Origin of the sequence: Lactococcus sp. LG1267 (assembly GCF_017309545.1) — a bacterium.
Taxonomy (GTDB): domain Bacteria; phylum Bacillota; class Bacilli; order Lactobacillales; family Streptococcaceae; genus Lactococcus; species Lactococcus petauri.
On sequence record NZ_CP071295.1, the window covers coordinates 1777508 to 1796547 of the forward strand.

The 19040-nt window shown below is 36.3% G+C and carries 22 protein-coding genes; 7 read left to right on the top strand and 15 right to left on the bottom strand.

Translation table 11 applies throughout. The annotated features are described in order from the left end of the window. Window positions 1–50: 50 nt before the first annotated feature. The 8 genes from J0J33_RS08705 to J0J33_RS08740 all read right to left on the bottom strand — a co-directional run bounded on the left by J0J33_RS08705 (window position 51) and on the right by J0J33_RS08740 (window position 7830). Window positions 51–1394 carry a M20 family metallopeptidase gene (locus J0J33_RS08705; RefSeq protein ID WP_165716897.1) on the bottom strand — a complete coding sequence of 448 codons (1344 nt, stop codon included), beginning with the start codon at window positions 1392–1394 and terminating at the stop codon, window positions 51–53. 48 nt (window positions 1395–1442) lie between these two features. Then, window positions 1443–2969, bottom strand: a complete 1527-nt coding sequence (locus J0J33_RS08710) for a YfcC family protein (protein ID WP_019293582.1) — start codon at window positions 2967–2969, stop codon at window positions 1443–1445. 227 nt (window positions 2970–3196) lie between these two features. After that, window positions 3197–4039, bottom strand: a complete 843-nt coding sequence (locus tag J0J33_RS08715) for a DegV family protein (protein ID WP_019292376.1) — start codon at window positions 4037–4039, stop codon at window positions 3197–3199. A 23-nt stretch (window positions 4040–4062) separates the two neighbouring features. Beyond that, on the bottom strand, window positions 4063–4461 hold the full coding sequence (locus J0J33_RS08720; RefSeq protein WP_206887502.1) for a DUF1149 family protein: 399 nt from the start codon (window positions 4459–4461) through the stop codon (window positions 4063–4065). Next, window positions 4458–5042 carry an HAD-IA family hydrolase gene (locus tag J0J33_RS08725; protein WP_019292378.1) on the bottom strand — a complete coding sequence of 195 codons (585 nt, stop codon included), beginning with the start codon at window positions 5040–5042 and terminating at the stop codon, window positions 4458–4460. The genes J0J33_RS08720 and J0J33_RS08725 overlap by 4 nt, the downstream gene beginning before the upstream one ends. Beyond that, on the bottom strand, window positions 5042–5770 hold the full coding sequence (trmD, locus tag J0J33_RS08730) for a tRNA (guanosine(37)-N1)-methyltransferase TrmD (protein ID WP_019292379.1): 729 nt from the start codon (window positions 5768–5770) through the stop codon (window positions 5042–5044). Before trmD ends, J0J33_RS08725 begins: the two co-directional genes overlap by 1 nt. A gap of 1 nt (window position 5771) precedes the next feature. Then, window positions 5772–6287 (bottom strand): ribosome maturation factor RimM, encoded by a 516-nt coding sequence (gene rimM / locus J0J33_RS08735; RefSeq protein WP_017370130.1) that lies wholly within the window; start codon window positions 6285–6287, stop codon window positions 5772–5774. A 145-nt stretch (window positions 6288–6432) separates the two neighbouring features. Continuing rightward, entirely contained in the window at window positions 6433–7830 is a 1398-nt protein-coding gene (locus J0J33_RS08740; RefSeq protein WP_019292380.1) for an APC family permease, read from the bottom strand. A 262-nt stretch (window positions 7831–8092) separates the two neighbouring features. Here J0J33_RS08740 and J0J33_RS08745 point away from each other — a divergent pair, with 262 nt between their 5' ends. Both J0J33_RS08745 and J0J33_RS08750 read left to right on the top strand, forming a co-directional pair. After that, window positions 8093–8539 carry a DUF3290 domain-containing protein gene (locus J0J33_RS08745; protein ID WP_019292381.1) on the top strand — a complete coding sequence of 149 codons (447 nt, stop codon included), beginning with the start codon at window positions 8093–8095 and terminating at the stop codon, window positions 8537–8539. Between the two features lie 15 nt (window positions 8540–8554). Further along, on the top strand, window positions 8555–9190 hold the full coding sequence (locus J0J33_RS08750) for a DUF421 domain-containing protein (RefSeq protein WP_019292382.1): 636 nt from the start codon (window positions 8555–8557) through the stop codon (window positions 9188–9190). Window positions 9191–9382: 192 nt separating this feature from the next. On the opposite strand, the gene J0J33_RS08755 is transcribed toward J0J33_RS08750, so the two are convergent. From J0J33_RS08755 to J0J33_RS08765, 3 genes are all read right to left on the bottom strand, one after another. Further along, window positions 9383–10105: a class I SAM-dependent methyltransferase gene (locus J0J33_RS08755; RefSeq protein WP_117517340.1), complete on the bottom strand. Its 723-nt coding sequence runs from the start codon at window positions 10103–10105 to the stop codon at window positions 9383–9385. A gap of 153 nt (window positions 10106–10258) precedes the next feature. After that, window positions 10259–10501, bottom strand: coding sequence for a GlsB/YeaQ/YmgE family stress response membrane protein (locus J0J33_RS08760; protein ID WP_014024978.1), 243 nt, complete (start codon window positions 10499–10501; stop codon window positions 10259–10261). 143 nt (window positions 10502–10644) lie between these two features. Then, window positions 10645–11583 (bottom strand): N(5)-(carboxyethyl)ornithine synthase, encoded by a 939-nt coding sequence (locus J0J33_RS08765; RefSeq protein WP_206921705.1) that lies wholly within the window; start codon window positions 11581–11583, stop codon window positions 10645–10647. Between the two features lie 277 nt (window positions 11584–11860). Between J0J33_RS08765 and J0J33_RS08770 the strand changes: the two genes are divergently transcribed. The 5 genes from J0J33_RS08770 to J0J33_RS08790 all read left to right on the top strand — a co-directional run bounded on the left by J0J33_RS08770 (window position 11861) and on the right by J0J33_RS08790 (window position 14534). Then, window positions 11861–12100, top strand: coding sequence for a GlsB/YeaQ/YmgE family stress response membrane protein (locus J0J33_RS08770; protein WP_004256350.1), 240 nt, complete (start codon window positions 11861–11863; stop codon window positions 12098–12100). Between the two features lie 33 nt (window positions 12101–12133). After that, window positions 12134–12694: an alkaline shock response membrane anchor protein AmaP gene (gene amaP / locus J0J33_RS08775; protein ID WP_019292385.1), complete on the top strand. Its 561-nt coding sequence runs from the start codon at window positions 12134–12136 to the stop codon at window positions 12692–12694. Window positions 12695–12703: 9 nt separating this feature from the next. After that, a complete protein-coding gene (locus J0J33_RS08780; RefSeq protein WP_014024981.1) occupies window positions 12704–12892 on the top strand; it encodes a DUF2273 domain-containing protein in 189 nt (62 codons plus the stop codon). Between the two features lie 21 nt (window positions 12893–12913). Then, complete coding sequence (locus tag J0J33_RS08785; RefSeq protein ID WP_019292386.1) at window positions 12914–13471, top strand: Asp23/Gls24 family envelope stress response protein; 558 nt, start codon at window positions 12914–12916, stop codon at window positions 13469–13471. Window positions 13472–13586: 115 nt separating this feature from the next. Beyond that, window positions 13587–14534 (top strand): magnesium transporter CorA family protein, encoded by a 948-nt coding sequence (locus J0J33_RS08790; RefSeq protein ID WP_195917199.1) that lies wholly within the window; start codon window positions 13587–13589, stop codon window positions 14532–14534. Between the two features lie 52 nt (window positions 14535–14586). Here J0J33_RS08790 and J0J33_RS08795 read toward each other — a convergent pair whose 3' ends face one another. From J0J33_RS08795 to J0J33_RS08810, 4 genes are all read right to left on the bottom strand, one after another. After that, the gene (locus J0J33_RS08795; protein ID WP_086582932.1) at window positions 14587–16089 is read right to left on the bottom strand and encodes a flavocytochrome c; all 1503 of its coding nucleotides are present in this window, start codon (window positions 16087–16089) and stop codon (window positions 14587–14589) included. A gap of 175 nt (window positions 16090–16264) precedes the next feature. Next, window positions 16265–17569 (bottom strand): hemolysin family protein, encoded by a 1305-nt coding sequence (locus tag J0J33_RS08800; RefSeq protein WP_206921706.1) that lies wholly within the window; start codon window positions 17567–17569, stop codon window positions 16265–16267. Between the two features lie 143 nt (window positions 17570–17712). Continuing rightward, a complete protein-coding gene (locus tag J0J33_RS08805) occupies window positions 17713–18270 on the bottom strand; it encodes a PadR family transcriptional regulator (protein WP_019293592.1) in 558 nt (185 codons plus the stop codon). A 137-nt stretch (window positions 18271–18407) separates the two neighbouring features. After that, on the bottom strand, window positions 18408–18941 hold the full coding sequence (locus tag J0J33_RS08810; protein WP_117517332.1) for a phenolic acid decarboxylase: 534 nt from the start codon (window positions 18939–18941) through the stop codon (window positions 18408–18410). Between the last annotated feature and the right edge of the window lie 99 nt (window positions 18942–19040).

The following is a 19040-nucleotide window of genomic DNA, read 5'->3' on the forward strand; positions in this document are numbered from 1 at the left end:
TTTTATAATAAAAAATGATTCTAAGGAGAATCATTTTTTATGGGGCATGCTTACTTCACTGCACATAAGCGATATATAGCTTCAGCATATATTTCCATCGTTTTACGCATGTCAGTAATTGCCCATTGTTCATTAGCTTGGTGCATATAGTCGGGTGTTTCAGGGAACATGGCTCCAAAGGCTACACAATTTTGCATCGTCCGAGCAAAGGTAGCCCCTCCAGAAACCATTGGCTCCGTCATATCTCCTGTAATTTCACGATAAGTAGCAAGAAGCGTTTGGATAAGTTCACTTTCTACCGGCACATAGAGAGGATTTAACCAATCATATTGCTTATATTCAAGTTGATAATCCGCTGCTTGAGCAGCAAGCTTTCCAGCCAGTTCATCTTTATCAATAGTTACAGGGATACGCATATCCACACCGATTTTTGTATGTTCAGGAGTGATCTCAACATCTGTGAAATTCATGGTTAATTCACCAGATTGTTCATCCATAACTTTGCCCACAACATTTTCACCTGTGGCATTTTCCTGAACAAGTTTACCCAAGAAATCAAGTGGCTTGAAGTCAAATACTTCTGCTAAGGCAATAGCCAAACGTAAAGTGGCATTTATCCCTTCTGGTGCAGCCATAGCATGTACGCTTTTGCCCTGTACGGAAATTCCTTTTTCGGTTTCTTCATAAGAAAAACCATGCGCTGCCAAGGCTGCTTTTACTTCTGCTAATTTTTCTGAAGTGTAAGCCGCACGATCGGGGACGACATTTAAAGCGCCGGGCGCATGTAATGTGAATTCGTTTGTGCCAGGCCCAGTAAGATAGGCTTGAAGCAACCCTTTTTCAGCATAGTTGAGCGGAAAATGAGAATCAGGTGCAAAGCCCATGGTGATTGCCTCTTCTTTTTCATTATATTTATCCAAACAACGCCAAAGTGTTTCTTCATCTGTACCAAAGATAAAACGGATTCGCCCGTCAAATGTCACACCAGCATCCATTAAAGCCTTCACTGCGTAGAGTGCAGCCATACTTGGTCCTTTATCGTCCTGGGTACCCCGCCCAATTAAAAGACCATCACGCTCGACCATTTCAAAAGGATTAGTTTCCCAGCCTGCTTGGTCTGCTGCAGGTACGACATCCATATGACAAAGTAAGCCAAAAAGTTTTTCGCCCTCGCCCGTCTCAGCGTAACCATAATAACCTTCAGGATCTTGAAAAGTCTTAAAACCTAATTCTTGACAAAGTTCCAAGACTTCTTCTAAAGCACCTAAAACTTTTTTCCCAAAAGGATGCCCTGGGCCAGAATCACTCTCGTCTAATACAGAGGCATGTTTGACTAAACGTCCTAGTGATTGCACAGCTGCTGTTTGATATTCATCTGTAATAAAAGTTTTCATGTGACCTCCAACAAAAGCTCCCCCGATGGAAAGCTTTTTATTCATTTTTTATAATACTGCGGCAACTCCAAGGATAATCATGATTACAACCAACTGAATCACAATCAACTTGGCCATAAATTTCCACCATGTTCCGATATTAAAGCGGGCAATAGCAAGTGCACCCATAACAACAGCGGATGTTGGTGTGATAAGGTTCAAAATACCTGATGCAGATTGATAAGCAGTAATGACCAAATCTTTTGAAACATTGGCGAATTCGCCCATTGGACCCATGATACCCATGGTAGCAGCTGCTAAACCTGACGTTGATGGAATCAAGAAACTCATTGGCAAATAGAAGATAAACGTTAAGATAATAAATAGACTTGATGAAAGTCCTTGAAGTCCTTGTTCACCCCAATGCAAGATTGTATCTGTAATCATCCCGTTGTTCATCACAACCTGAATCCCACGTGCCACAGCTACGACGATAGCAACACCGATCATGTCTGATGCACCTTCGAGAAAGGCAGAGATAAATTCAGATTCTTTCATACGGTAAACGAAAGCAACCACAACGGCCATGACGATGAATAGCATTGTAATTTCTGGGAAGTACCATGCACCAAACGGCACCATGCTCTTACCAAGAACAACACCTAAGCCTGGAATTGATGTTAGCCAAGTAGTAAAGTCATTAAAGAAAGTAAAGTGTTCATTCAACATATCCCAGGGTACAAGTGACATGATCATAATGACAAAACTTCCGAAGAAAACAACATTGACCCATTTTTGACGTTGCGTAATATTTTCCTGTTTTTCAATAGAAGCAATGTCGAAATGTTGGATATCTGCTTCGCGATTTTTATAAACTAAAGACTTTGTAGGATCTTTTTCAATCTTTGAAGCATAACGATAAACATAGAGAATTGAAATCCCTGTAAGTACGACTAGCATGAAGAAGCGAAGTCCCATACCTTGTCCCATGGAAATACCAACTGCTTGAGAAGCTACACCTGTAGCAAATGGATTCACTGTAGAAGCCAAACAACCAACTTGAGAGCCAACTAAAACGATGGCAACTGCCACGACCGTATCGAAACCAACCGCAATCATGACAGGGATAATCAAAGCATAGAAAGCCAATGTTTCTTCCGCCATCCCATACGTTGATCCCCCAAGTGCAAAGAGAATCATTAAGACCGGAATCAGCATCTTCTCCTTACCTTTAAAACGCTTAACGATTGAGGCAATACCTGCTTCAAGTGCACCGGTTTTATTTACTACACCTAAAAAGCCACCTACCATTAAAATAAAGAATGAGATAGGAATTGCGGCTGGCGTAGCAGGTACATTTCCATTTGCTTCAATACCTAACATCCCATTAACGGGAGCCATAAGCATGTCCCAAATCCCTTGAGGGTTTGAAGCTACCTGTGTAAATGATCCAGCAATAATATTGCCAGCATCATCTACTTTGTAATGTCCTGCTGGAATAAACCAGGTCAGGATTGCAATAAGGACAATGATGATGAAAAGAATCGTGTATGCCGATGGCATTTGGAATTTTTTCTTTTCAGTTTTTGCTTCCATTATATACCTCCTAATGTATATTTATGCGTATAATAACAACTTTAGTTTAATATTTTTTTAACTTAAAGTCAAACAAAACTTGAAATAAATAGACAATTATTTCTCAACGTTTATATGATTGCGTTTACACTTCCTTAAAAACAACTATTTTATAAAACGCCAAAAAAAAGAGAAGGAATGACTAAAATGTTTCCTTCTCTTTTTACAATTAATTTTTATACAATAAATTATTTCTTAGGTGAGAACCCGTAAGCAATCGCACCCAAGCCTAGGTGAGTTGCAATAACAGGTCCAAATGTTACGATTTCGACATCATCGTAGCCATGAGCTTTGGCAAAATCATAAAGGTCTTTCGCACGATCTTCCGCATCAGCATGGAGAACGTAGACCTTGTGCGACTTTGGATCACTATTCGCAAGCATCAGTTTCTTTAGCTCTGACACAGCTTTCTTGCTTGTACGCACCTTATCATATACAACAACTTTACCATCTTCTGAAAACTGTAAAATAGGTTTGATATTGAGGAGTGTTCCTAAAAGTTCTCCACCTCTCGACAGGCGCCCCCCTTTAGCTAACCAATGAAGGTCATCTACAAGCATGAAGGCATTGTCATTTTCTCTTTGATACTCAAACTGAGCAATAATTTCGTCAAATGACTTTCCGGCATCCGCCGCATCAAGTGCTGTCTCAATCATATAGCCAAGTGGACTAGAGGTGATAAAGGTTTCAGGAAACTTGACTACCATATCTTCAAATTCACTTTGTAGATAAAATGCATTTTGATAAAAACCTGAAATTCCTGAACTCAAAAAAGCACCTAAAACATGAGTATAGCCCTCTTGTCTTAGTGTTCGCAGTAATTCTTCTAATTCAAGAATGCTTGGTTGTGATGTTTTAGGCGCCTCTGAAGTTGCGGCCATCAACTTATACCACTCTTGGTGTGTCATTTCACTTGGTTTATATTCTTTTCCCTCAATAGATATGGGAATTTCCAAGACAAATAAATCGTCACGATTTTTATATTGTTCGGCAAAATCTGCCGAAGTATCTGTAATAATAGCTAATTTCATAATAAATAATCTTGAAAAAATCCTTAAAATTGGAGGTTGATGCCCGGTTGGTCAAGGGCAACCTCTGTTGTTTCGTACACCAAGCGCTTCAAAAGATCAAAAAGTGGGTCAGCAATTTGAGCCATTTCTTCTTGTTCTAATTCAGATTGCTCTTTCACTTGGCGACCACGAATGTAGTTAAGTTGGCTGAGCATACCTGATAAGACAATATTCTCCAAAGGAATCATATATGTCAAGATAGTATAAATTGCTGTATCTTCTGCAGCAACTTTTCCGTCAGGTACTTGATCGTGAGGCACTAACTGAAATTGTACATTGATATTTGTTTCAGGTGTTCCGTTTTCTTTTTCCCATTCGTAATTACGTGCATCATAGTGAAATTGATTTACAAATTCTTTATCACGTTCTAATGTTAATGTCATTTCCATTCACTCCAATTTTTTATTTTCTTGTCGGAGATATCTCCAAAATATGCTTTCTCATCTAAAAGCAAAGTGGCTACACCTGCGTTTATACCTGCTTCAATATCAAGAGGACGATCACCAATCATGACTGTTTCTTCTGGCACCAACTTATATTTGTGAATCAAATATTCCAAAGCTTCTGGACTTGGTTTCCGTGCAAAATTTTGCTGACTGGTAATGACTTCCGTAAAGTATTTTTTTAGTTCACCCAGATATTCAAAGGTAGCATCATCACGATGACTGAGGACAAAATTTTGTCCGCCATTTTCTACAATTTCTGACAAAATTTGTGGGATTTCAGGGTAAACCTGAGGATTGACTTGCATCTCTGCTTCTATTTTATGATACAAATCAAGAAAGTCATCGTCTGCAAACTCAAAAGCGAATTTACGAATAGAGAAGCGTTTGATATAAGCTTCTAAATCGCCCGGAAATTCTACTGAAGATTGCTTCATTGCTTCACGCAAGGCCTCTAACATTACAGGATAGGTATTGAAGAGTGTTCCATCAAAATCCCAAATATAATTTTTCCAAGCCATCAAGATTTTTCTCTTTCCATCTTTAGCTGTTTCAAAATCTCCTCTTCTTCTGCATTTGTCTCGTACTGCTCCAACAAATCCGGACGTCGTGCTAAAGTTTTTTTCAAGCTCTCCGTCAAGCGCCATTTACGAATATTTTCGTGATGACCGGACATCAGAACGCTTGGGACCTTCTTCCCACGAAACTCTTCTGGACGTGTATATTGCGGATACTCAAGTAATCCTGAAGAAAAAGAATCATCCTCATGACTGGCTGCTTTACCTAAAGCTCCAGGCAGCAAGCGTACTACAGAATCAACAATAACAGTAGCTGCTACTTCTCCGCCTGTTAAGACAAAGTCGCCAAGCGAAATCTCATCCGTCACTAGATCTTTAATTCGTTCATCATAACCTTCATAATGTCCACAAATAAAAATTAGATGCTCTTCTTGGGCAAGCTCTTCAGCCATTTTTTGATTGTAGCGTTTGCCTGCAGGATCAAGGAGAATCACACGAGCCTTTTCATGCGGAATCTTATCCATTGTATCATAGATAGGTTGCGGCATCAGCAACATGCCTTGACCTCCGCCATAAGGCATATCATCCACATGTCTTTGCTTGTTGCTCGCATTTTCGCGAAAATCGTGGGTATGAAGTTCAAGCAGTCCCTTTTCTTGTGCTTTCCCAACTATCGATTGGTTGAGTGAGTCGAACATATTTGGAAAAATGGTTAAAATATCAACTTTCATCCTAATCGTCCAAACCTTCCATAATTTCTACATCCACCCTTTTAGCTTGAAGATCAACATTCAATACAACAGGTGGAATATAAGGAAGAAGCAAGTCACGCTTGCCTTTACGTTTGACGACCCACACATCATTTGCACCTGGTTGAAGAATTTCGCTAACCTGTCCAATTAATTGATCATTTTCATATACATCTAAACCAATAATTTCATGATAATAAAATTCGCCTTCGTCCAAATCCTTCAACTTGTCCTCAGCTATTTTTAAAGTGAATTCCTTAAAGCCTTCAACATCATTAATATGATAAAAGCCATCAAATTTGACGATATAAAAATTCTTTTGTTTTCTAGATGATTTAACTTTCAAATCTTGGACATAATTTCCTTTTTTGTCAAAAAGAGCCAAAATTGTGTTTTTTGCAAAACGTTCTTCAGCAAAATCGGTAACTGAAATCACACGAACTTCTCCTTGAAGCCCTTGTGTGTTCACTATTGTGCCTACATTGTAAAATTTTGTCATACAGATATTTTACCATAATTCACGTATTATTTCCCTATATGCTTCTGTAAGTGTTTCTTCCTTTAAAAAAAGTTAGTTTTGAGGTAATTAACTTTTAATTAAAGTAAAAACCGATTTGATAAATCCTCAAATCGGTATAAAATTTTTAATTTTTTTCACGCTTCGCACCATACAAAGAATAGATCACAATACCTAACAAAATCCAGATAAAACAGTATAGTTTCGCAAGTGAATCAAGATTTTCAAATACAATAATCGAGCCTATTGCGCCCAGAGCTGGTAAAATCGGGTAAAATGGCATTTTGTAACTTGCTTGTGGTAAGTCTTTGCCCTCACGCGGACGTAAAGCAAACATCCCGATCGAAACAAAGACAAAAGCAATCAACGTACCTGCGGAAATCAATTGTGCCAGGAAGGTAAATGGGAAAAAAGCCCCAATAATTATTGCAACCGTAGTTAAAACAACCAAAGCATTGGTTGGATTCTCACGCTTGTCTACATCTCCCAATACTTTTGGAAGCATTCCGTCACGACCAAAAGCATAAATCAGTCGAGACCCCGCTAAAATCATTCCCAGTAAAGCAATAAACATTCCGGCATCAGCAACTATTGAAATCACTTGTGAAACCAAAGGAAAACCTGCTTCTGATAAAGCCCAAGATACAGGAGCTGCATTATTTGCATACTCAGTATAAGGATGCATGCCGACAAGAACAAGCGTGACTGCTGAAAACAGAACCACGGCAATGATGAGCGAGCCTACAATACCTAAAGGCATTGTACGTTTGGGGTTTTTAGCTTCAGCTGAATTAGCCGCAATCGAATCAAAGCCAATATAAGCAAGGAAAATCATTGAAACACCCGATAAAATTCCCGATAAACCTCCAAAGCCTGTAGTAGGATTGTGCTTAGGTATAAACGGTGTATAATTTTGGGGTTTAATCACTGTTAAACCTACAACAATAAATGTGATAATGGCAATAATTTTTAACACAACTAAGATTTGCGCAATTATTCCAGCATCATTAGAGCCCCGCCATACAAGAAGAGCGGCAATTAAAATAACAATTAAAGAAATAATATCAACGATACCACCATTAGTGCCAAGTGGATTAGCTAAAGCCGCAGGTAAATGTATATTAGAGGTTGCTAGAATATGCTGGAATGTAGCCGAGAAGCCCGAGCCTACAAAGGCTACGGCAATAAAGTATTCTGCAAGTAAGGCCCAACCCGCAATCCAGCCAAATCCCTCACCAAAGAGCACTGAAATCCATGAGTAGGCTGAGCCAGCAAAGGGCATAACACTGGCCATTTCAGCATAGGCCAATGCGACCATACCAGCAACAACTGCAGCAATCAAAAATGAAAATACAACAGCTGGTCCTGCAAATTGTGCAGCAACAATTCCTGGTAAAGTAAAGATTGAAGTAGAAATAATCGTTCCCACTCCTAAAGCCAAGAAGTCTTTAACCCCCAATGTTTTTTCTAATCTACTGTCCTTTTTACTGTAGGTTTCAAATTTTGCTTTTGTCGAAAATCCCAAATTTCTTTTTCTCCCTTCTTCTTATAGCTTATTTTTCCATGGATATAAGCTATAATTTAAAATATTAAAAATTTTAATTAGGTAAAATTGTACCATTTTATTTAAAATTATACAAATAATTATTGTGTTTTTTATTTTAAGTTGATGAATGAAAAATATTTTATATATATATTAGTTTGTTTATGATAGTATATAATTGTGGAATTTTTTAATAATATATTGGTTATTAAGAGACAATTGCAGATAGTTTATTGGAGGTTTTATGAATTTTTATGATATTGGTTTCTTGAAAACACAAGCGGGATTAACAGATTACCTATGGTATATTTTCATTTTTGGTTCACTCATACTACTTATCGTTGTTTTTTCGTTATATTTGAAGCATCGAATCAAGACGAAATATCGAGATCTTAGTCTCATTTTTTTCTTGTTCCTCATCCTTTCTCTTGGAATACAGTATTCAAATTATCAGGTTAATCAGTCACGGCATTCTCAATCCTCTCAAATGGTCAATTTTGTTGAGCAATTTGCAGATAATATGAAGGTTGAGCAAAAAGACATTCTGGTAAGTTCAACTCAACTTACTGATGGAATCATTGTAAAAGTAAAAGATGATTTTTACACGGTCAATCTCAATGCCGATCAGCAATCCTATACTATCACCGAAACCCATCTGCTCAATAATAAAATCAATATTATTTCTAAATAATAAGAAAGGTTAGCTATGCAATTATACAGTCCAATAATAATCAAATTTGCCCTCGGAATTGTTTGTTTAATTATCCAAATTAACATCATGGGAAAAGGTAATCTTGCACCTTCATCAGCAATGGATCAAGTTCAAAATTATGTCCTAGGTGGGATAATTGGAGGTGTCATTTATAATGATTCTATAACCGTCTTGCAATTTGTCCTTGTCTTAATCATCTGGACTCTTCTTGTACTTCTCCTAAAATTTGCTAAAGAACATAATCGTTATATTAAAGTCATCGTAGACGGAAAGCCACTTACTTTAATTCAAGATGGAAAAATAAAAGTTACGGAGTGTTTGAAAAATGGGATTTCTGCAAATGAACTTATGTTTAAGCTACGCTCTAATGGAATTTATGAAGTTCAAAATGTAAAGCGCGCAATTTTAGAGCAAAATGGTCAATTAACAATTATCGAATTTGGAGGAGAAAACATTAAATACCCGATCATTGTAGACGGACAAGCCAACTATGATGTTTTAGATATTATAAATAAAAACGAAGAGTGGCTCGAAACTAAAATCGTTGAAAACGGCTTTCATAAAATTACTGAAGTCTATCTAGGAGAATATATTTCGGGCGAATTAAAACTCTACGGCTATCATGATTAAACTCCACTCATATTAAAAAAGGATAATGAATAAATTTATTTATTTTTCTTTTCCAGTAATGTAAAACAAAAGCCCAAGAAAATAATAATTTTCTTGGGCTTTTACTTATACTTTTTTTGAATCGCGTTTAGTTTTTCTTTCGACTTAGGCATAAATCATGAATATAGTACAAGGCATTATGCTTTATCGTCACTATTTGTCACATGGAATGTAAATCAGTTCGTAAACAACTTTGTGGTAATTTTTGCATAATTCTTGCACTCCAAAATGCTCGTTTATACGGCGTTCCAACTCCCGTTTACTGCATTCATCCTCAAAATACGCGTGGAAAAAGGCTTTTGAAATCATTTCTGTTTTTTCAAAAGTAAATTGTTGCACAAAAAATTCTTGCTTCTCTTTTTGAAGAAAGTTTTTGTAGTCTGCCATCCATTTTAACTCTGGGTTCACTTCCTGATTATAAGGAGAAAATAAGCTATCTTCATCCTTAACCAATCGGAAGATAAGGCACCACTTTTGACTGAGTTGCCACAATTCTTTTAGCTTTTCAGGACGATTCAAAGCAGGATTCATTGCGGAAAAAACAACTTGAAATTTTTTATTTGTTTTAATCATCGCCTCTTGGCTAATCCTAAGGAAATCGACATGCCCTGATTTTCTTTTCTCTCTTGCCAGTTCTAACATCTTTGGTGAAATATCTGCTAAAGTATATTTCTTAACTTGGTCCTGAAATACGGACAAGTAACGCCCGCTTCCTCCTGCAATATCTAAAAGTGTTTGACAAGGTAGAATTTTCTCTTGTACAAGGAACTTTCCTAACTCTTGAGCAATCGGGAAAGGCGATTCCTGTTGTATTTCTTCATATTCTTCAGCAAAACCATCCCAAAAATAGACGAGCTCTTGTTCTTCTTCAGTCACTTTCCTTTTTCCTCCTGATATGCATTTCTTGCTTATACAAGTTGTTCTTGATTTTCTTGTTAATTCTAAAACATTTTAGAATTATTGTACTATATCTGCCTGTTTAATCATAGAAAAAAACCACCCAAAGAGTGATTTTTTATAAGAATTGTATTAATCTTTTGTTTTACCCAAGAAGAATGATACAACGGCTACCACAATAACGGCACCGATGATTGAGGGAATCAAAGCCATACCGGCTAATGAAGGACCCCAGCTTCCGAGAAGGGCTTGACCCACAGCAGAACCAACTAAACCGGCTAAGATATTAGCAATCCATCCCATAGATTTACCTTTACTTGTGATTGCTCCTGCTATCACCCCAATAATTGCACCAACAATAAGTGACCAAATCATAAAAATACCTCTTTCCTTTAAAATAATATTATAATTTCATAACAATTTCATTCTAACAAAATCATAATATTCAAGCAAACAACTTGTTTATTATTTTTAGGTAAGCTTAAGCTAGAGGTTACATTGTTATATTATGTCACTAATTATTTACTCTGTTTCAGTGCTTCTTTAAAGATTTCAACATTTTCTTTAAAAATGTATTTACTCAATTGTTTACTTAGCATTGGACTAACATTACGATAAGCCATAGATGGTGTATTAGGCACACAATAGTAATAAATGCCTTTTTCTTTATAGATTGAGTCCTTCATTGTTGTGAAATGGTTCCCTTCAATAGTATTCCCCGCATCAGCTGCCGTATCTATGATGAAACTTCCTCTCTTCAGTTGTTTTTGATCCTCTAAGGATAAAATGGGGGCATTACCCGCTCCAACTTCGATACCATTGATGATAATATCGTAAGCGCAAAAAGTTTCCTTAAAAACCGGAAGTGTCCGTCGGTAGAACATTTTTACATTTGAAGAAAATTTTGAAACTGCATGAAAGGCGCCTTGTGAGACATTTCCTGAGCCAAGAACTGCTATTCTAGTGCTTTCATCTGGTAAAATGCCAAACTTCAGCAGAGCATCTAAAGTACCAGCATAACCAGCAAAAAAACTATTACGTTCCATAATACCTGATGGTATCTGTGTTTCGATGACTTTATCCTTATAATAAATAGCAGGGAAATTATTATCTAAATCAACAACAATAAGCTCTTTAGGAATGGCTTGTTCTTTCATAAAAGACTTACCAGAGCCATAAGGATGGGTCCAACCGATGATGGTTTGTCCCTTTTTAATATAGTCATAGTCACTTGGCTGGATAAGTTTCAATGAAAAAATCGCTTCAGACTGTTTGAAGACTTCTTCTCTTGAAAGGATTTTACACCCTGCTTTTTCATATTCAACATCTTCAATATCTAAAAACTCTCCAAATCCAGTTTCAATCAGCAATTGATTATCAAAATCTGTAATGTCTTGTGGTAATAGTGGAACACGACGTTCTCCTGGGAAATTTGCCTTAATAAAACCTAAAATCATAATTTTCTCCTTCTTTCTATTTTTTGAGATACAAATTGTATTATTTACCAATTTTGTATCCCCTTTCATTATTCTATCACCTTTATTTTTTAAATCCTATCAATATCTTTCTGAATTTTCGGAATATTACTCCATAAGTCAGATATATGTGCAATCTAAGCTCTTATTTTTTTGGAATAATGAAAAAATAATAAACCAATCATTTGAATCCGCTTTCCAGATGTGTTAGTTTAAGAATAGAAATGTATGTCAGCACATACTAGAAAAGAGGTATTTTATGATTTGGTCACTTATTGTCGGAGCCATCATTGGCTTAATTGCAGGAGTCATCACTAAAGGAGGCTCCATGGGCTGGATTGCCAACATCTTAGCCGGTTTAGTCGGTTCTGCTGTGGGTCAAGCCCTCCTCGGAAGCTGGGGGCCTTCATTGGCCGGTATGGCTTTGATTCCCTCAATCATTGGTGCCGTTATTGTGGTAGCCGTTGTATCCTTTGTTTTATCAAAAATGAGTCATTAATTTTTTCGTTAAAGCATCTAGAAAGGAGGCCTTGTGTCATCTGGAAAGAAATTTATTCTCATCGTATTTGATCTCCTCCTACTTTCTCTTGTAGTTCCTTCAGCTTGGGATTACTACAATTTAGTGGAGTATGGCGATATGACAAGTGCTTCAAGTCAAGTCGTCTATATCGGTGAATTCATACCTGTCTATCTATTCTGGGGAAATGCTATCTTGGCTGTTATTTTAATAATTGCCTTACTCATCATTGCATTTTATCCTCGTACCTATATTGATATTGAACTACCTACTCATGGTGGAAAACTCACTTTAAAACGTTCAGCTATTGAAGGACTTGTCCGTGAGAAAGTTCTCGAAAATGACTTTCTCAAATCTCCGCGCATTAATGTTACACTCTATAAAAAGAAAATAAACATTGATGTGAAGGGGGAAATCATTCCTCGGGTCGAAATTGCTGAAAAATCACGATTGCTCGAACAAGAGATTATTGATAGCTTAAAACTTTTCTTTGGTGTAGATCAACCTGTAAAAATAAAAGTTGAAGTAAATGCATTAAATAAAGAAACAAACAATAAACGCTCTCGCGTTGTATAGGAGGTGTCAATGGATTATCTGGAAAGATATCGATATCCAATTATTGGTGGCATTATCGGTGGTATAGCTGCCATTGCCATCTTCACTATTGGTTTTTGGAAAATGGTTCTACTGTTGATATTAATTGGCTTTGGTGTAATAGCGGGCTTATTTCTACAAAAGACTGGAATCATTGAACACTTAAAAAATCGGAAATAACTTAAAAATAAGGAGAATTAAATGGTACAAGAAAACATGAAACCCTTTGGAACAATGGCCGAAACTGAGCATACTGCTTCTAAGAATCACGAAAATACTCAGGATATCAAAGGAGAATTAACTTACGAAGACAAAGTAGTCCAAAAAATTGTAGGATTAGCTTTAGAAACCGTGGATGGCTTACTGGCTGTTGAAGGTGGCTTCTTCTCTAACTTAACTGGAAAACTTGTAAATACGGATGACGTAACTTCTGGAGTTGATGTTGAAGTGGGCAAAACACAAGTTGCAGTAGATTTGAAAGTTATCACAGAATACCGTAAAAATGTTCCAGAAATTTATAACCGCATCAAGGATGTTATCCGTAAAGAAGTTGCAAACATGACAGACCTAGATGTTGTAGAAGTTAATGTAACAGTTACAGACATTAAGACAAAAGAACAACAAAAAGATGACGAAGTAACTGTCCAAGATCGTGTGGTTGACGCAGCGCAAACGACAGGAAAATTTACCTCAAAACAAGTCGATAAAGTAAAAGATAAAGTTGACGACATGACGCCTGAAAATGGGAGAGTAGAGTAAGCATTTCCGCTTCTTTCTTAAAAATCTAACTTCTAAGTTGGCCTCTATGATAGGGGCCTTTTGGCTATCATATCTTGTTTTACTTTTGGAAGTGACCCTTTTTGGAGGAAAGTCAATGTTTAAATATAAAATCCTTAAAGCTTTAGAAGTTGCTGCTTCTAAAATAGCTCCCCTTGAAAGTGAAGAGGATAATACCTTATTTTACTTTTATCAACCTGACCGTCAATTTTTCAAACATCTAAATAATCAATATCAACAGGATCTCTCTTCTTTGTTTTATGATAAAAAAGAGGCTAACTATTTCTTTAATAAGGGAGAGAATGGAAATGGATATATCACTTTACTTCTTCTCTATCCAAGAGAGAGGGAGGAAGCTGAATTTGAGCATATGGTTGACTCTCTACTTATTTTAAAGCTTGAACATTCAGTAATGATTATTACTGAAGATAAAGAAGACTTCATCTTAGAATTCCTTAAAGACTGCCAGAAGGAATTAAAAACCGAAGAAATTTTGGTTGACTTGATTAATGCAGCTCTTGCTAAAATGACCGCAGATGCGCAAAAAATTAGGGATGAAATTATAAAACTAGAGACCTCGATTAATGATAATGGTCCTACACGCTCACTCTTCAGTCAATTACTTCAACTCAAAAAATATTTAATCAGTTTATCCCTAACCTATGATAGTGATGACAAAATAATAGAATTTTTTAAGCGTGAAAAAAATACTTTGAATTTAGACGAAAATGGACATAGCGGCATTATAAAACTTGAGGAAAATTTAGACAGTTTAAAAAAGCTTACTCAAGCCTATAATAAATATCTTGCTAGCTTAGATACAATGGTCAACAATCTAAGTTCCTTCCGTCTCAATACCATAATGAAAACTCTCACCGAAATTTCTATCGTTTTGACTATACCAACCATGATTTATGGCTTTTGGGGCATAAATCTTAAACTTCCCTTTGAAGAATTCTCCTTTGGTTTCCTATTGGTTTTGGCGATTTCGCTCGCCCTTAGTGGTGGTGTCTGGTATTGGTTGAGAAAAATAAAACTTTTATAAAAAGAAAAACATCCAACTTTAGGATGTTTTTTATTTCAAGTGAAAATATTTATTAAGCTTTTGCATATTTTGCAGATTCTTGGCCAGCTTGACGTCCAAAGATAATGATATCAGCGACTGCATTTCCTCCGATACGATTACCACCGTGCAAACCACCTGTAACTTCACCAGCGGCATATAAACCTTTTATTGGTTGACCATCTTCTTTTAGAACTTGTGTTTGTGTATTAATTTTGACACCAGCCATAGTGTGATGAATTCCTGGTGCAACTTTAATAGCATAAACCTTTCCAGAAATATCATTGGTCATCCCTGTTGTACGTCCAAATTCTGAATCCTTTTTATCGGCCACTGCTTTGTTCCATTTAGTCACTGTTGCTTTAAGTTCTTCTGGTTTTATATCAAGTTTTTTCGCAAGTTCCTCAACATTATCTGCCTCAACAACCATATTTTTAGAAATATATTGATCTACAGCTTTAACTTTATCCTTTGTTCCTTCACCAAAAATGGCATAGGCATATTTGCCATCTTGTTTGAGCTCCGCTGCGGAAACTTTATCACGTGTATCCATTTCATTAAAGAAACGATTACCTTCTTTGTTTACGAGAATAGCTCCCTCACCACGAATTGACTCAGATACAAGATATCCTGTTTTTTGGAAAACAGTAGGGTGAATTTGAATTTTATCCATATCAACCAAAGCACCTCCAAGAGCGGAAATCATTTCAATCCCATCCCCAGTAGAACCAGCTGCATTAGTTGTGACATAGTCTTTCAAGTCAGGACGATATTTAGCAATCATTTTCTGATTAGCCCCAAATCCACCTGTTGTTACAACGACAGCTTTTGAGTCAACTTGTTTTGTTTCACCTTCGATTTTAACTTCGACACCTGAGACTTTTCCGTCTTTTTCATTTATTTTTGTCACATCACTATTAACAAAAACTGGAATATCACGTTTAGATATATTTTCTTCTAATCCTTTAACAAGATAAGCTCCGACAGCTGAACCATCATGTGGACGGTGTGTTCTAGAAACACTCATCCCACCTGTAGTCGTTAAATTATCAAGGACTATATCATTCTGTGCTAACCAATCTACTGCTGCTGCAGAATGATCGACAAAGTAACGAAGGAGTTCTTTATCATTTGTTCCTCCACCACCTTTAAGTGTTTCTTCATAAAATTTATCATTTGAGTCTGTAACACCTTGTGCTTTTTCGACAGATGTTTCCGAAGCGTTCAATCCAGCAGATGCTTTGGAAGTGTTTCCGCCAGCCATCGGCATTTTCTCAAGAATAACAGGATTCATTCCCGCATCCTTCGCCTCGATAGCTGCTGTCATCCCTGCACCACCAGAACCAACGATGATGACATCATAGCTTTTTTTCAAGCTTGACGGTTCTGCATAAGTCATAGTTTTGCTGGCGCCTGTTTTAGCATCAGTCTTTTCTGATGAACTAGAAGACGTACTTTTATTTTGAGCATTTCCTCCACATGCCGTTAATGAAAGGCCAACAATGGCAAGCAATCCTAATTTTGTCCAAATTTTCATAATCTCTCCTTGTGTTTGTATTCACATGAACAAATAGAATTCTACCATGTCCTATCTGGTTTGTCAAGTTTATATTAAAAAGTGTACAAAATATAAGAAATGTCTTTTTAAAATATTTATCAAAAAAAGTTCACATTTTTATGTGAACTTTTGAATATCTACAAATCATCAAAATCTAGATGATTTTTTCTACTTTAGTTATCTCTAACTCACTTGGAGTCACCCTGTCCATTTCAAGAATCCTTATCTGTAAATTATTCAAAACTTTAATACTCCCTACGTCAAATTCTTCTCTATTTTCCAGATAAGCATTAATAATATAACCACTGATAGTATTGCTTGCCGAAGGATTATCGAAATCAGTATCAAACTTATCTTCAATTTCAGATAAAGGAGTTTTCCCTTTGACATGATAAATTCCTGGTTCAACTTCGACAATATTTTCTTCTTCATGATCTTGCTCGTCTTGAATATCACCCACAAGTTCTTCCAGAATATCTTCAATCGTTACTAAACCGCTGGTTCCACCATATTCATCAGACAAAATTGCGAAATGTTTGTGTTCACTTTGCATTTGTGAAAGCAAGATTTTGACTGGGATAGTATCGATAAAGACAATGGGTTCCTGAGCAATCGTACGCACTTTTTGCATTGGCGACACAAGATACTCCTTAATAAGAGCTTGGAGAGTCACATATCCTAAGATATTGTCCTTAGATTTGCCAATGACTGGGAAACGCGTGTGTCCTTTTTCAATTGCAAACTCTAGCGCTTCTTTAATTGTTTTATCTGAAGCAATTGTTTCCACATCGAGACGAGGGACCATAATTTCTTTGGCTAATAAATCATCAAATTCAAAAACTTTGTTGAGATACTCGTATTCTTTTTCGTTAATTTCACCTTTAGCAAAGCTTTGGTTGGCTATCAAAAGGAGTTCTTCTTCCGAATGTGTTTCTTCTCCTTCTGATGCCAGACTAAGATTAAAGAGTTTCCCAATAGAGCTTGCGGAAACATTCAACAGCCAGACAAAGGGATATGTAAGCTTGTAAAAATAGTGCAAAGGTCTTACGACTGCTAAAACAACAGCTTCTGTCTTCGAAATACTGAGTGATTTCGGAATCAATTCACCAATTACGACGTGAACAAAAGTAATCAGCAAGAAAGCTAAAACAATTGAAAAGCTTTCTGCAATCGTATTAGGCAGTGGAAAATAATGAATCACAGGCGCAAGTAAGGCGTGAATTGTGCTTTCTCCAACCCAACCAATAGCCAAAGAAGTCAATGTAATCCCTAGCTGACAGGCGCTCAAGTATGAATCCAAATGCTCCACAACAACAATAGCTAATTTTGCTTGTTTGTTGCCCTCAGCTGCCAGTGTTTCTAAACGACTTTTACGTATTTTCACCAAAGAAAACTCAGATGCAACAAAGAAAGCTGTAAAAGCAATCATTAATACTATTATTATAAGATTTACCGTCAATAGATTATCCCCTTTATTTTTTAATCATTCTTAAAAATTCTCTCTTCTCTATTATAGCAAAAACTTTACCGGTCCTCATTGCGACACTGCTTGTTTAATAAAAAAGCACTAGAATTCTAGATGCTTTTTATTATACGCTCGTATTATCTCTGACTCTCAGACTTAACTTGACTACTTTTCACCTTTTGTAGCCAATCAAGTCGAAAGTTTTCTCTTTGGATGGCAAAATCTAAAACTAAAAAATGTCCATCTTTTTCTTTAGGATCATCTCCTCCAAAGATATGTGCTTGACGTTGCAGAAGATAATTCAGTTTTTTCTTATGTACTTCTATTTCTTCATTAATTAAGTCAATAATTCGGACATCGTCGTCATTCTTCAAAAAGTACAACCTTAACATAAATTCGTCCTTTTGAACAGCATAGAGTTCAGCAGGCGCTTGAATCCATTGGTCAAACATTTCACGCCCCTTATCTGTGATGTAGTACTTTTTTTTCTTTAATTTGGCACCAACAATTTCGACATCAAAATCGACTGCTTCAGCCTCAAAAAGTTTTCTTAAGGTCGGATAAATTTGTCCCGTATTTGCTTGCCAAAATTCGCCCACTTCGCTTTCGAAATTTTTCTTTAAATCATATCCTGTTAATGGTTCATGCTTCAACAAACCCAAAATAATATAAGACAATTTATCTTCACTGGCCATTTTATTTCTCCCTTATTCCATAATAACCCAATTTTTGAAAATTGTAAATGTAAACTCTATTATAACGGAATAATATTGAAATAAACACTCTCAGGCTATAAATGAAAAAAAGATGAATGAACTCATCTTTCTATTTCTTATTTGTTTACTTTTTGGTAGTTTTCATCAAAATACTTACCATCACGAATATCATTTGGTAAACCTTCATATGGTGCTTGGGCAATGACATCTTCGTTGTCTGTTCCAGCATTAGCAATATACGAGATTGTAGCAAATTCTGGGACTAGGTATTTTGGATAAGTTTCGTATTTTTCACGTGATTCATGCATCACATCGATAAAGTCATTTTGGAAACATACCGTAATTTCTGGATGTTCGTGTACCCATTTTGGGAAGAAAATCATACCGTGCATTTTTTCTTCATTTGGCATGAAGTCTAAAGCAACATCTGTTCCTGTTGGTTCGGTCCAAGCAACTTTATAAATACCTTCTGTAAGCATCACGATGTCAACTTCTTGTTCTTTTACCCAACGACCAGCAACCATTCCGCCATGAATACGGTAATCGATTGTTTTCTCATTTTTAATATAAATTTCGTATTCCCAACCATTGTCATAGGTATAAATCATATGTGAGCCGATAAAGTCTTTTAATGTAGAGTATTTTTTCATTTTTAGTCCTTCTTTCTATATATGTAAATTAAACATGTTTTATTTACATATATAGATTACTCCTTTATTTAAAAATTGTCAAATAAAAAAATGCCGATC

Coding starts and splice junctions, on each gene's coding strand:
- J0J33_RS08705 (WP_165716897.1), bottom strand. CDS start 1,394: ATGAAAACTTTTATTACAGATGAATATCAAACAGCAGCTGTGCAATCA.
- J0J33_RS08710 (WP_019293582.1), bottom strand. CDS start 2,969: ATGGAAGCAAAAACTGAAAAGAAAAAATTCCAAATGCCATCGGCATAC.
- J0J33_RS08715 (WP_019292376.1), bottom strand. CDS start 4,039: ATGAAATTAGCTATTATTACAGATACTTCGGCAGATTTTGCCGAACAA.
- J0J33_RS08720 (WP_206887502.1), bottom strand. CDS start 4,461: ATGACATTAACATTAGAACGTGATAAAGAATTTGTAAATCAATTTCAC.
- J0J33_RS08725 (WP_019292378.1), bottom strand. CDS start 5,042: ATGGCTTGGAAAAATTATATTTGGGATTTTGATGGAACACTCTTCAAT.
- trmD (WP_019292379.1), bottom strand. CDS start 5,770: ATGAAAGTTGATATTTTAACCATTTTTCCAAATATGTTCGACTCACTC.
- rimM (WP_017370130.1), bottom strand. CDS start 6,287: ATGACAAAATTTTACAATGTAGGCACAATAGTGAACACACAAGGGCTT.
- J0J33_RS08745 (WP_019292381.1), top strand. CDS start 8,093: ATGAATTTTTATGATATTGGTTTCTTGAAAACACAAGCGGGATTAACA.
- J0J33_RS08750 (WP_019292382.1), top strand. CDS start 8,555: ATGCAATTATACAGTCCAATAATAATCAAATTTGCCCTCGGAATTGTT.
- J0J33_RS08760 (WP_014024978.1), bottom strand. CDS start 10,501: ATGATTTGGTCACTTATTGTTGGTGCAATTATTGGGGTGATAGCAGGA.
- J0J33_RS08765 (WP_206921705.1), bottom strand. CDS start 11,583: ATGATTTTAGGTTTTATTAAGGCAAATTTCCCAGGAGAACGTCGTGTT.
- J0J33_RS08770 (WP_004256350.1), top strand. CDS start 11,861: ATGATTTGGTCACTTATTGTCGGAGCCATCATTGGCTTAATTGCAGGA.
- J0J33_RS08780 (WP_014024981.1), top strand. CDS start 12,704: ATGGATTATCTGGAAAGATATCGATATCCAATTATTGGTGGCATTATC.
- J0J33_RS08785 (WP_019292386.1), top strand. CDS start 12,914: ATGGTACAAGAAAACATGAAACCCTTTGGAACAATGGCCGAAACTGAG.
- J0J33_RS08790 (WP_195917199.1), top strand. CDS start 13,587: ATGTTTAAATATAAAATCCTTAAAGCTTTAGAAGTTGCTGCTTCTAAA.
- J0J33_RS08795 (WP_086582932.1), bottom strand. CDS start 16,089: ATGAAAATTTGGACAAAATTAGGATTGCTTGCCATTGTTGGCCTTTCA.
- J0J33_RS08805 (WP_019293592.1), bottom strand. CDS start 18,270: ATGGCCAGTGAAGATAAATTGTCTTATATTATTTTGGGTTTGTTGAAG.
- J0J33_RS08810 (WP_117517332.1), bottom strand. CDS start 18,941: ATGAAAAAATACTCTACATTAAAAGACTTTATCGGCTCACATATGATT.